The 12502-nt window shown below is 70.2% G+C and carries 8 protein-coding genes; 2 read left to right on the top strand and 6 right to left on the bottom strand.

All coding sequences use genetic code 11. The features are described 5' to 3' along the window. Positions 1-61 precede the first annotated feature (61 nt). Positions 62-1066: a hypothetical protein gene (locus AB0M01_RS27635; protein WP_363674476.1), complete on the bottom strand. Its 1005-nt coding sequence runs from the start codon at positions 1064-1066 to the stop codon at positions 62-64. A 601-nt stretch (positions 1067-1667) separates the two neighbouring features. On the opposite strand from AB0M01_RS27635, the gene AB0M01_RS27630 reads away from it, so the two are divergent. After that, positions 1668-2900: a hypothetical protein gene (locus AB0M01_RS27630; RefSeq protein WP_363674474.1), complete on the top strand. Its 1233-nt coding sequence runs from the start codon at positions 1668-1670 to the stop codon at positions 2898-2900. 23 nt (positions 2901-2923) lie between these two features. Here AB0M01_RS27630 and AB0M01_RS27625 read toward each other — a convergent pair whose 3' ends face one another. The 3 genes from AB0M01_RS27625 to AB0M01_RS27615 form a co-directional block, all read right to left on the bottom strand. Further along, positions 2924-5305, bottom strand: coding sequence for a ComEC/Rec2 family competence protein (locus tag AB0M01_RS27625; protein WP_363674472.1), 2382 nt, complete (start codon positions 5303-5305; stop codon positions 2924-2926). After that, positions 5292-5873 carry a ComEA family DNA-binding protein gene (locus AB0M01_RS27620; RefSeq protein WP_363674470.1) on the bottom strand — a complete coding sequence of 194 codons (582 nt, stop codon included), beginning with the start codon at positions 5871-5873 and terminating at the stop codon, positions 5292-5294. Before AB0M01_RS27620 ends, AB0M01_RS27625 begins: the two co-directional genes overlap by 14 nt. A 495-nt stretch (positions 5874-6368) precedes the next feature. Then, on the bottom strand, positions 6369-7211 hold the full coding sequence (locus tag AB0M01_RS27615; RefSeq protein ID WP_363674468.1) for a DegV family protein: 843 nt from the start codon (positions 7209-7211) through the stop codon (positions 6369-6371). A gap of 53 nt (positions 7212-7264) precedes the next feature. Here AB0M01_RS27615 and AB0M01_RS27610 point away from each other — a divergent pair, with 53 nt between their 5' ends. Then, the gene (locus AB0M01_RS27610; RefSeq protein ID WP_363674466.1) at positions 7265-7771 is read left to right on the top strand and encodes a pyridoxamine 5'-phosphate oxidase family protein; all 507 of its coding nucleotides are present in this window, start codon (positions 7265-7267) and stop codon (positions 7769-7771) included. A gap of 567 nt (positions 7772-8338) precedes the next feature. Here the strand turns inward: AB0M01_RS27610 and AB0M01_RS27605 are convergent. Together AB0M01_RS27605 and AB0M01_RS27600 are read right to left on the bottom strand one after the other, a co-directional pair. Next, positions 8339-10894: a helix-turn-helix domain-containing protein gene (locus AB0M01_RS27605; protein WP_363674464.1), complete on the bottom strand. Its 2556-nt coding sequence runs from the start codon at positions 10892-10894 to the stop codon at positions 8339-8341. A 145-nt stretch (positions 10895-11039) separates the two neighbouring features. Further along, on the bottom strand, positions 11040-12470 hold the full coding sequence (locus AB0M01_RS27600) for a serine hydrolase domain-containing protein (protein ID WP_363674462.1): 1431 nt from the start codon (positions 12468-12470) through the stop codon (positions 11040-11042). Positions 12471-12502: the final 32 nt, after the last annotated feature.

Genomic DNA, 12502 nt, shown 5'->3' with positions numbered 1-12502 from the left:
CGCTCAGCATCCCACGCGCCGCCGACAGTCCCCGCCTCCACCCCGCGGCCGGGGTGATTGGTCAGCTGGTTTGGTGGAGGAGGGTCTCGGCCAGCGCGGTTTGTTGTGGGGTGGTCAGGGGGCCTGATTTGGAGGTCGGTGGGAGGCCTGGAGCCGCGGCGTTGAGTTGGGTGATGAGGATTCTGGTGCCGGTGGGGGTGAAGACGTCGAGGTCGTCCTGGGTGGCGCCTGTGGGGAGTTTCTGGTGGTGGGTGGCCAGTTGGGTGCCGTCAGGGCGGCGTCGGGATTTGGTGACGAGGGCGGTCAAGGCAGACGGGTCGGTCCAGTGCTGGACGGTGATGGTGACGAGGGTCGGGCCGCCGGTGCTGTTGACCGTGGCCTCCACGTAGCCAGGACCGCCGGCGTACGTGCGGGTGATCTCCAGGGGTGGGCGGACGTGCTGGCGGAGGACGTCGAGGATCTGTTCGGGGTCGAGGTTTCCGCGGCTGGGGGCGGCGGGTGGGGTCGGGGGTTCGGCGAGGCGGGTCCAGGCTCGTTCCCAGGCCGGTGCGGTGACTATGCTGCGGAGCTGCTCGGGGGTGAGCGGCGGGTGCGGGCGCGAGGCGCCGGTGCTGCCGGGAGTGGGTGCGTTCCACTCGGTCAGGGCGACGATGCCGCCTTCCGGGGTGCCGAGGGTGGCGCTCCAGCGTTGGATGCCGGCTGGGTTCTTCGCCTCGGCGAAGCCCTGGTTGACCGTGACGTAGGCGCCGTCGGGTTCCGTCGTACGGACGCACTGGTCGTAGGGGCCCTGGGACAGCGGCGGGCACAGCGTCGCCTGGTCGAGGAACTCCCGGAGCAGGCGCCGCACGGAGACCTGCAGGACGACCGCGCCGGATCCGTCGTCGTACCGGACCAGGTCCTTCCCGGCCGGTGAGATGTTTCCGACGATGCCGTCGGGTAGTGCGCCGGAAAGGATCGTCGTCAGGTCGTCCGCGGGTTCCTGTGGGAGGTCGGCGGAGTGCGCGCCGGGTGCACAACCGACGGCGGCGAGGAGGACAACCGCTCCCAGGATGAAGTGACGTGGCATGCGGAACGTGCTTTCTCGGTCGATGGTCCGGGTGACGGCTGTCGGGAGTGCTGCCGGCGGCGCTCGAGTCGGGGCGGTATCCCAACAGTAGAAGAGGAAAGTCGGCAGGACGCAGTCGGCGGCGAGAACGTGCCAGGGGCATCGACGGGCGCGCTGACTGTTGAGATTTTGTTGCGGTGGTGTTGCACCCGCGCGGGTCGGCGAACCGGCTTGCGATCGGGCTCGTCTCAGCCTGCGACGCCGGGATGGTTCGGCGGGTTGCGCGGGCGTGGGCATCGGGGTGATGACCGGCGGCGTACTTCGGGGTGGTTCGAAATTCTGGGGGAGTTTCATGGGTGCGGTGGATTTGTCGTTGGCGGAGCACGGCCGGGCTCCGGGCGTGGAAGGCACGCCCGTGCGGGTCAAGCACGGCGGCCGGGGTGCCGGCGTGCGGCCGAAACGCTTGCACGCAAGAGGAAACGGCACTGGACACCGCGTTGAAGCTATGGGCAGAGTCGTTCGGGTCACGCCTGAGCTGGGACGGGGTACGCCGGATCTCGACAGCGTGGTGTTGCCGGCGGCGTTGCCGTTGGGGCGGCGAGTTCTGAAGGATCCCCGGTTGATGCAGAGTCATCGGTTGATGGCGCTGGTGCTGGGGATCAACCTGGTCCTGCTTGGGATCGGGCTGGCGGAGTCGTGGTGGGGTGGCGGGCTGCAGGGCGTGGTGAACCTGGCGCTGGTTGCGCAGGGCAACTTTGCGGTGGGGGTGCTGGTTCGGCAGCAGTTCTTCGTGAACGCGTTGTCGCGGGTCGTGATGCGGGTGCCGAAGTCGTGGCCCTTGCGGGTGCGGTGGGCGTTGGCCAAGGGGTATCACCTCGGTGGGTTGCACGTGGGTGGGGCTGTCTGCGGGACGTTCTGGTTCTTCGGGCTGACGGTCGTTGCGGTCGGTGAGGTCGCGGCGGGGTTGATGATGGTGTACGTCGTGCAGGCCGCCTTGCTGATGGGCATCGTGATGACGTCGCGGCCGAAGGTTCGGGCGCGACGGCATGACCTGTTCGAGCGGATGCATCGGTTCGGCGGGTGGGGGCTCTCGGCGCTGTTCTGGGTCGGCGCGGTGCTGCTGGTTGATGAGCGGCGTGGGGACGAGTCGCTGGTGTCGGAGTTGATCGGTACGCCGACCGTGTGGGTGTTGGTCGTGATCACGGTCAGCTCGCTGGTGCCGTGGATGTTGTTGCGGCGGATTCCGGTGGAGGTCGTGCGGCCGTCGTCGCATGTCGCGTTGGTGCGCAGCGGGAGTCGTACGCCGATGGCCGGCACCACGCGGGCGATCTCGCGGCACCCGCTGCGGCAGTGGCACAGCTTCGCGGTGATCCCGACGCCGGGGCAGGACGGGTTCCGGATGGCGGTGTCGCGGGCCGGGGACTGGACCGGGGAGTTCATCGACGCACCGCCTTCGCACGTGTGGGTACGTGGTGTCGCGACGGCGGGGATGGCGAACTACGGGACCGTGTTCAAGCGGGTCGTGTACGTCGTCACCGGGAGCGGTATCGGGCCCGTGCTGGCGCACGTGCTCGCTGCGCGGGTGCCGCACCGGCTGGTGTGGGTGACGCGGGATCCGGTGAAGACGTACGGGCAGGAACTGGTCGACGAGATCCTGGCCGCGCAACCCGACACGGTCATCTGGGACACCGACGCCAAGGGCAAGCCGGACATGGTGAAGCTCGCCTACGCGGCGTACGCGGACTCGGAGGCCGAGGCGGTGATCTGTGTGTCGAACAAGAAGGTGACCTGGTCGGTGGTCCACGGGATGGAGCGGTTGGGAATCCCTGCTCTGGGACCGATCTGGGACTCCTGAACTTCTTGCGTGGGGCGAAGTCCTCATGGCTGTTGGCCTTGGGTGCTGGTGGCCAGGGTGCCCTCGTCGGTCGTGACCGCGACTGCGCCTGAGGTGTCCGTACGCCGGATGGTGGTGCCGGATCGGGTCAGGAGGTCGAGGGTTCGCGGGGCCGGATGCCCGTAGTCGTTGGCGGGACCCGCCGAGATGACGGCCAGACGTGGCCCGGCCTTCGCGAAGAACTCGGGGTCCTGGCGGGCAGATCCGTGGTGCGGGACCTTGAGGACGTCGGCACGGAGGTCGGGGTGCGCGGCGAGGATCGCACGCTGGGCTTCGGGTTCGAGGTCGCCGGTGAGCAGGATGCGTACACCGGCGGTCTCGACCAGCATGACGATGCTGGCGTTGTTCTCGGGTGAGCTCTCGTTGTCGCTGGTGCTCGATGGGTTGGCGGGCATGGCTGGTACCTTCGCGGGCCAGAGGGTTGTCCAGGTGAGGAGTCCGACGGTTCGGCGTTCCAGGTAGGTGACCGGGCGGACCGGGATCTGATGAGCGGCCGCCAGGGCTTGGACCCGGCGGTGCTCGGCTGGTGGGGACAGGTACGGCGACACTTCGATCTCGCCGACCTGGCGATCGTTGAGCGCACCGGCGAGGCCGCCTGCGTGATCGGCGTGGAAGTGGGTGAGGACGAGGATGGGGATGTGGGTGATGCCGAGGTCCTGGAGGCATCGGTCCATCGGAGTGGGATCGGGGCCGGTGTCGACCACGACTGCGGTGTCCTCCCCCGCGCGGAGAACCAGACCGTCGCCCTGCCCTACTGCGCAGGCGACGAGCACCCAGTGCGCGGGCGGCCAGCCGAGGCGTGGGGTTGGGCGGAGGACGACGAAGACGAGGATCGCCAGGCAGAGCAGGACTGCAAGTGGTCGGGTCAGGATGCGGTGCAGGCCGAAGGTCAGGGCGATGCAGAGCAGAGTGAGAACCGTGACGCCGACGACCGTGGCGGGCCACGGGCTGACGGCGCCTGGAAGGTCGGCGCCGGTTTCAGCGATGAGGATGATCCAGCGGGCAGGCCAGCTCGCGAGCCAGCCTGCGAGGCGGGCCAGATCTGAGCTCAGCAGGGCGACGCCTGCGGCGCCGAAGCCGAGGATCGTCGCCGGGCCTACCGCGGGGCCGGCGAGCAGGTTGGCGACGACGGCGACCAGGGAGACCTGACCGGAGAGCCAGGCGACGACCGGCGTACAGGCTAGTTGGGCGGCTAGAGGGCAGGAGATGGCTTCGGCTAGGCGTAGCGGCATCCAGTTGGCGAGGGCGTCTCGCCAGCCGGGGCCGAGTAGGACGATTCCGGCCGTTGCCAGGACTGACAGGGCGAAGCCGGCTGAGCGGGCGAGTGAGGTGTCGAGGAGGAGCAGGGCGATGACTGCGACGGAGAGGCTTCGGACTGCTCGGCGTCTGGTGCCGCCGGTGGTCATGGCGGCCAGCGCGACCAGCCCCATGGCGGCGGCGCGGAGAACGCTTGGTTGGGGGCGGGCGAGGATCACGAACGCGACGACGATCAGCAGGCCGACGACGGTCAGGCCGCGGGCGCGGACGCCGAGGAGTCTCGCGAGTGGGAGGACGAAGGCGAGCAGCAGGGTGAGGTTGGTGCCGGAGACTGCGGACAGGTGGGTCAGGCCGGTGAGTTGGAAGTCGGTGACGAGGTCGGGTGGCAGGGCTGATTCGTCGCCCATCACCAGGGCGGGGACGAGGCCGCGGACGTCTTCGGGTTGATCCTCGACCGAGGAGCGCAGGCCGGCGCGAACCTGCTCGGCGGCGCGGAGCCACCAGGCGGGGTCTTCGAGGAGTTTCGGGGTCGCGCGGGCGGAGAGCATCGCGGCGACGTCGGAGCCGGGGTCGACGGGGCTGAGACGGCCTTGGGTTTCGACGTGCTGACCGAGGCGGACGTGCTGCCAGGCGGGTGAACCGATGAGCAGGATCGGGGTCTGGATACGGGTGGTGGCTCCTTCGGCGGTGATCTGGGTGGCGGTTGCTTTAAGTACGACGTACGGAGGACGGCGGCTGCCGGGGGTGGTGCGGACTGCTGGGTCGCTGGTGATCTTCAGGTGGAGCTTGGCGGTGGAGTTGGACGTGGCGAGGGTCAGGACAGGGCCGGTGGTGAGTCGATGGATCTGGAGGGCCGAGGCTGCGGCCATGCCTGCGGACAGGGCGGTGATGGCGACGAGGGTGAAGAAGAGGCGGGAGCGGCGGCGGAGTGCGAGGACGAGGAGGGTCAGGGAGAGCGCGCTGATGGTTGCCGTGGTGATGACGGCGATCGCGCTGGAGTGAGGCATCAGGAGGATCGCGGTGATCCAGCCTGCTGCCGCGGGGAGGAGGAGGCGGGCGTCGAGGGTCGGTTCTTCTTCGGGCGGTTCCTGCGGGTCAGATGCGGACATGGGGCTTCAGGTCCTCGTACTTCTTGGTGCCTACGCCGGAGACCTCCTGGAGTTGGTCGATCGTGGTGAAGCGGCCGTGCTCGGTGCGGTAGTCGAGGATGCGCTGGGCGAGGACAGGGCCCACGCCGGGCAGGTCGTCGAGTTGGTCGAGGGTCGCGGTGTTGAGGTTGACCGTGGTGGATTGTGCGTTGGGTGCGGTGGGTGGTGGCGGGGCGGTGGTGGTCGTGCCGACGAGGATTTGTTCGCCGTCGGTGAGGGGGCGGGCGAGGTTGAGGGTGGTCAGGTCGGTGCCGGGGAGGGCGCCGCCGGCTGCCTCCAGGGCGTCGGCGACGCGGGTGCCGGGTTTGGTGTGGATGAGGCCGGGGCGGCGGACCTTGCCGGCTACGTGGATGGTGAGGGTTGCGGGGGTTGATGGTTTGGGGGTCTGTGGTTGGGCGACTGGGGTGCCGGGGGTCAGGGCGGGGGTCGTGGGGACTGGTTCGGGGCGCGAGCGGAGGACGGAGCAGCCTGCCCAGGTGAGGCCGGCGGTGAGGATCAGGGCGATGACGATCAGGTGGCGGGGCGCCACGGTCCAGCGGGTGCTACGTAGGCGTTCGGGCAGCACGGTGTCGGGTATCCATCCGCCGCGCACTTGGTCCTCCCCTTCGTCGGCCGGTCTCGGGGCGGAGGCGGCGCGCAACCTGCCCAGGGCAGCCTGGCGGTCGGCCGGATCCGGCGCGGGAGAACGGCGTGGTGACTTCACACCAGGGAAAGTACGAGTCGGGGGGCGGTTTTCTCGGGGGAGATTTGTTGCTGTGGAGAACTTGGGTTGGGGTGGTGGGGATGCGGCCGGGGAGGTCGGCGGGGGCTGAGGTCGCGGCGGCCGGAGAAATACAAAAGGTGAGTCGCGGAAGTAGCGCGGGGGCGGCGGGGCGCGGTGGGCCGGCGCGGTGGGCGGTGCGGGTGGGCGGTGCGGTAGGCGGCGCGGTCGGGCGGCGGGGTGGGGCGGGGCGGTGGGGCGGCGGGGTGGGGCGGCGCGGCGGGGCGGGGCGGGGCGGGGGCGTGGCGTGGCGTGGCAGGCGGTTTACAGCGGGGCTACTACTACCGCGAGCATGCCGGGGCCCACGTGGGCTCCGATGACGGCGCCTACTTCTCGGAGGACGATCTCCTCGGCCTGTGGGAGGCGGGTGGAGAGGCCGTCCGCGAGGGTGTGGGCCTTGTCGAGGTTGGCCAGGTGGTGGACGGCCAGTTGGACGGGGCCGGTGCCGGCTCGTTGGACTGCTATGTCGGCGAGGCGGGCGATGGCTCGGGAGGAGGTGCGGACCTTTTCCAGGGGGACGATTCGGCCGGCGCTGATGGTCAGGAGGGGTTTGACCGCGAGGGCGGTGCCGAGGAGCGCCTGGGCGGGGCCGATTCGGCCGCCGCGGCGGAGGTACTCGAGGGTGTCGACGTAGAAGTACGACGAGATCGCGGACATTCGGGAGCGGGCCTCGGATTCGACTTCCTGTTGGGTGGCTCCGGATGCAGCGGCTGCGGCAGCAGCTAGGACGGGGAAGCCGAGGCCCATGCCGAGGGAACGCGAGTCGATGACGCGGACGGGGATCGGGGATTCCTTGGCGCCGATCATGGCGGCCTCCACCGTGCCGGACATGTCGCCGGAGAGGTGGATCGAGACGATCGACTCGGCGCCCGCCGCGGCGCAGGCGGCGTACATGTCGGCGAAGGACTGGGGGGCGGGGCGGCTGGTTGAGACCGGGGTGAACGTCTTCAGCGCCTCCGCGACGGCGTCGGCGCTGGTGCCGCCGTCGTCGTACGACGTGCCGCCGATCACCACCTGCAGCGGGACGACGGTCAGCGGGTGGCGGAGCACCTCGTGCGCAGACAGGCCCGCCGTGGAGTCGGTGACGACGTGCACGCGGGCTGACATGCAGCGAGGTTACCGGACAGTTTTCGTCGGCGCCCGGTGCGAGAGTGGGAAGAATGAGGGAAACCACAGCGGAGCTCACCGCGCTGCAGGAGCTGCTGGACGCCGCGCACGCGCGGTCCACGAAGCACCTGCGCGCCATCGTCACCGACGAGCGCACGATGACCGCCGACGAGCTGGCCAAGGCTCTGACCGGCATGTGCACGCTCAACCTGGCCACCGTGACCGCCACCGGCGAGCCGCGGATCAGTGCCGTCGACGGGCACTTCCTGCACGCCCGGTGGGTCTTCACGACCGCCGAGTCGGCGGCCAAGGCCAGACACCTGCGCAAACGCCCCGCCGCCAGCGTCTCGTTCGTCGACGGCGAGCGGATCGGGGTGTTCAGCCACGGCCAGGTCGAGTTCCTGACCACCGACCACCCGGACTTCGACGAGATCGAGCAGCACCTGGTCGCGCACTACGGCAGCTCGCCGTCGACCTGGGCCGAAGACATCGCGTACATGCGCCTGCAACCGCACTGGATGGTCGGCTACGCCTTCGACAAGTCCAAGCTCACGCAGTGATGCGAGGTGGCGGTCGACCCCTCCGTCGACTGCCACCTCGCGTGAACTGACTCCCCCTCGCGGTCAGTTCGGTGAGAAACTGCGCCCCCCGGGGAGCTCCAGCGGCCGGTCCCACCGCCGAGTGACCAAACTCGACGGCTGTCCCGTACCGGCCGGGCCCGCACTCGTCCCCTGTGTCGTGTGCATGGCCGCTGCTGGAGCCCCACCCCGGGTCCGGTGCCCTGACGGTGCACGGCACCCGGTACTACGTAGGACAGATCCGCACGGCGCAGCACTCCGGGAGCCCACGACAGCTGATCGGCGCCCCCACCGATCACTGCCGGACCTGCTCCGTGTCGCCTCCACCCGTCCCGCGGTCTCCTGGGCCTGGTCGGTGGTCCGTGGTTGCCTCGTCACGGTCCACCTCCTGCCTCGAACACCCGGTCCGGCCGTCGATCTCTGTCTTCGTGAAACCTGCCCTACGCCCACTAGTTTGGTCGGCGCGGACGGGCCGGACGAGGCAGATCAACCGGCAGTTCCCCGGCAGCTTCGGCAGTCAGGCAGCCAAGCGTCAGCGGCGGCGCAGCATCAGGACAGCGCGCGCAGCACGTCGTCCGCGAGCCGCCGTACAGCCTCTGCCGGATCTGGCTCAGGCCACCCAGGCGCCTGCGTAGCGCTCGAGCAGGACTCCTGCAGCACCGCCCACGCCGACGGCAGCATCGGCGGGTCCATCGTGCGCTGCCAGGCGAGCAGCTGCCCGCAGAGCAGGTCAGCCGCCGCAGACTGCCCAGCAGCATGCAGTACGGCGACAGCCTCCGGCAAGACGTCGAGCAGGTACACCACGCGCCCCTCGACCTGCAGCCGGCTCACCGCGTCCCGGATCGCCAGGCGTGCCGCCGGCAAGTCCCCCGTACGCCGAGCCAACCGGCTCCGGTAGAGCATCACCAGGTAGTCGAAGTACCCCCGGTGCCCGCGGATGTCCGCGTCGGCCTCGTCCAGCAGCGCCTGTGCCTCGGCGAAGCGCCCCTCAGCGAACTCGACCATCGCCAGGCACCCGGCGATCTTGGTCCGCTCCGGGTCGTCGGAGGCCTGGCTGTCACGTGCCAGCTCCGCCCATCGCCGCGCCTCCGCCAGGTCGCCCAGCTCCAGCGACACCCGGCTGAGCGCCATGTACGCGATCTCGTCCGGGTAGACCCCCGGGTTGACCAGCGCGGCCTCCCAGGCGAGCAGCAACTCCTTCGCCTCCGGCAACCGTCCCCAGCGCGCCAGCGCCAGCCCGCAGATCGCCTGCACTGTTGCTGACCGCTGCACGTTCCCGTGCGCCCGCGCGTCGGCCACCAGCGCCGGGATCTCCGCCAGGCTCGCAGTGTCCAGCAGCAGCGAGCCGGACGACACCCAGCCGCCCCGAGCGACCAGTCCCATCTCCGACTCGGGTGAGGTCAGCGTGCGCGCCTCGCCGTAGTGCCGCCGAGCAGCCCGTACGTCGCCCGTCAGGTTCGACAGGCGGCCGGCGATGGTCAGCAGCATCCCGCTGACCTCCTTGTCGACCACGTGCTCGGCGCACTCGACCGCCCAGCGGATCCCGCTCTGCGCCACGCTCGCCTGGTACTGCCACGCGATCCGGAAGCCCAGCACGATCTGCGCGGCGGTGTCCCACGCCTCCAGCTCGGCCGCACGCTCCAGCGCCACCTCGAACGTCGCGGAGTTCGCGTTGGCCGCCCGGTAGCGCCGCTCGCGGTCCGGACTCGACCAGGCGCCTTCCAGCCCCTTCACGTACTCCGCGCACCACGTCACGGCCCGGTCGCGGAACTCGGTCAGGTCCGTCCCCTGCGAGGTCAGCCCGGCGTACGCGTGCTCGCGGATCGTCTCCAGCATCTTGTAGCGGGCGCCGTACAGCTGCTCGAACTCCAGCACCGGCTGCAGCAGCGACTTGTCGACCAGCTCGGCCAGCAGCATCGGTACGTCGAGCGGGTCGATCGGTGTCCCGGTGCAGACGCCCACTACCGCGTCCAGCGTGAACGGCGAGCCCAGCATCGAGGCCCGGTACAGCAGCTGCCGCGCAGCGTCCGACAGCGCGTCGACGCTCCAGGCGATCGTGTCGGCCAGCGTCCGCTGGTGCGGCGCTCCGAAGCGTCGTGGACCGGACAGCAACCGGAAGCGGTCGTCCAGCGCAGACAGGATCGTCTCCACCGGCAGCGACCCGGCACGGGCCGCAGCAAGTTCCAGCGCGAGCGGCAACCCGTCCAGCCGCTGGCAGAGCCTCGCAACCGTTGCTGCGTTCTCCGGCGTCAGCGTGAAGTCCGGCCGGACCCGTGCTGCTCGGCGTACGAACATCTCCACCGCAGGGCTCGCTGCGATCTCCGCGAAGTCCCGGTCGTTGCGCGGTACGCCGAGCACCTCGACGCGCCGCACCACCTCGTCCGGCAGTCCCAGCGGGATCCGCGACGTCACCAGTACGCCGACGCCCGGGAAGCTGCGGACCATCCGGTTGGCCACGGTGGCGACGCCGTCGAGCACGTGCTCGGCGTTGTCCTCCACGATCACCAGGTCCCCTGGCTGGCGCCCGGAGAGCACGTCGTCCAGGTCCGACGTACCAGGCGCCGTACCGAACGCGTCGAGGATGGCCGACGGTACGGCGGCGTCGCGCTGGACCGTCGTCAAGTCGACCACCACCACGGTGGTGTCGACGCCGGAGAACCTGTCAGCGGCAGCCAGCGCCAGCTCGGTCTTGCCGACCCCACCAGGGCCGACCAGCGTGACGAGCCGGTTCTGCCGCAGCAGGTCGGCCAGCTCCGCCAGCTCCTTGTCCCGCCCGACCAGTCCGTCCGGGATCGGCCTGGTCCCGCGCCAGCGCATCCCTGTCGGCGCCGGAGCGCCCACCGCGATCACCGGGCGGACTGAGCCGTGGCCGGCGGCCACCAGGAACGGCTCGGGGTCGCCGAGGCCCAGCGCGGAGGCCAGCAACCGCACCGAGTCCTTCCGGGGCCGCGCGACCCTCCCGGCCTCCAGCTCGCGGATCGTCCGCACACTCAGCCCGGCGGCCTCGGCCAGCTCTTCTTGGGAGAACCCCGCCCGGACCCTCGAGTCGAGCAGGAGATCGGCGAAACCACTCCGTCCCGCAGCCCGGCCATCCGCGTCCGACAAAGCCCGTCACCCCTTCTGAGCCTCATTCCGCCACAGCACAAGATACGTGACCGGGCCCCGGTGACCGCACGTCACGTGACCGCGGAACGGGACGCGAACCGGCCAGGATCCGGTCATCCGCACCGCACCCAACGGCAATCGGCGCTCAGGCGACGTCGGGCCGGGTCATCAACGGTGCCCGAAGGTGCAGCTCGAGATTCGGTCCCGTGAGTGGTACTGCGTTCCAGGTTGCGGTCGCCGTACCGGCTTCGACCACCAGGCGGACCCGGTGCGGGGTGGTGATCACGTACAGATCGGCGACGAAGGTGTCGCCCTGCCAGGCGCCGGCCGCGACCACCGGACGGCCGAGCGGCGCGCTCTCCCGCCAGTCACCATGGCCGACGGCGACGTCGAAGCCGAGCCGCACGATCCACCCGCCGTCCACCGGGTCCACGACCACCGCAGTCCCGACAGGCAGCGCCGAGGATTCGCTCGCGACGATGCTCGCCTTGGCGGACCGCCCCGGCTCCGCCGAACCTGCCGGCAGCGGAAGAGTCAGCCGCCGCAGCCGCTCAGCGAGCGCGACGCCAGCCTCAAGATCCAGATCGCCTCGCGATTCGGGGTCGCCGGCCTGAAGATCCAGATCGACCCCCGGTTCGTCGCCGCCCAGCACCGGCAGCAACCGCTCCCACAACACCCCCGGCAGCACATCCGTCGCCTCAGCTACCCCAGTCACCACGACCACCAGCTCATGCGAAGGCACCACCACGCAGTACTGCCCCCAAGCCCCATGCCCGAAGAACCCGTGCCGAGAGATCCAGACCTGGTACCCGTACCCGCTCTGGAAGTCCGGGTTCTCCGTCCACCCCGGCAACGGCAGCGTCTCGACATGCCGCTGCGTAGCAAGCTCCACCCACCACCGAGGCACCAGCTGCTGATCCCCCCACCGCCCACCCCGCAGCAGCAACTCCCCAACAGCCGCCACCGCCTCGGTCGTCAGATGCAGCCCGTGGAACCCGAACGCAGCCCCACTGGCCACCCGGTCCCACTCCACGTCCTCGATCCCCATCGGCCGGAACAGCCGCTGGTCGAGCAGCTCCGGCAACCCGAGCCCGGTCACCCGCTCCACCATCCGCGCCAGCACGAACGTGGTCGAGTTGTCGTACACGTGCCGCTCCCCCGACGGCCCGGCGAACGGCACCCGCAGGAACCCCTTCACCAGATCCCCCGGCTCCAGCTGCCACGCCTCCTCCAGGCTGTCCACCGCCTGCCCGGTCGTCATCGTCAGCAGGTGATGCACAGTCAGCCCACGCCCCTGCTCGGACAAACCGTCCGGCACATGCTCAGGCAGTACGTCGACCACCCGGTCGTCGAGCGACAGCAGCCCCTCGTCGACCACCATCCCCACCGCCATCGCCGTGAACGTCTTCGTCAACGAGTAGAGCAGCTGCAACCGATCAGCCGAGTACGGCGCCCACCACCCCTCGGCCACGACCTCCCCGCGGTGCACCACCATCAACGAGTGGCACTCCACCGCCTCGAGCCCGTCCAGCAACGCACCGATCGCCACACCGGAAGCAGCCCGCGGAAGCAACATCCCGGCACCGTACAAGTTCCTTCCACCACCGG

Origin of the sequence: Kribbella sp. NPDC051770, from assembly GCF_040681455.1 — a bacterium.
GTDB lineage: Bacteria > Actinomycetota > Actinomycetes > Propionibacteriales > Kribbellaceae > Kribbella.
The sequence above is the reverse complement of the archived record's forward strand: the minus strand, read 5'-3'. Positions and strand labels throughout refer to the sequence as shown.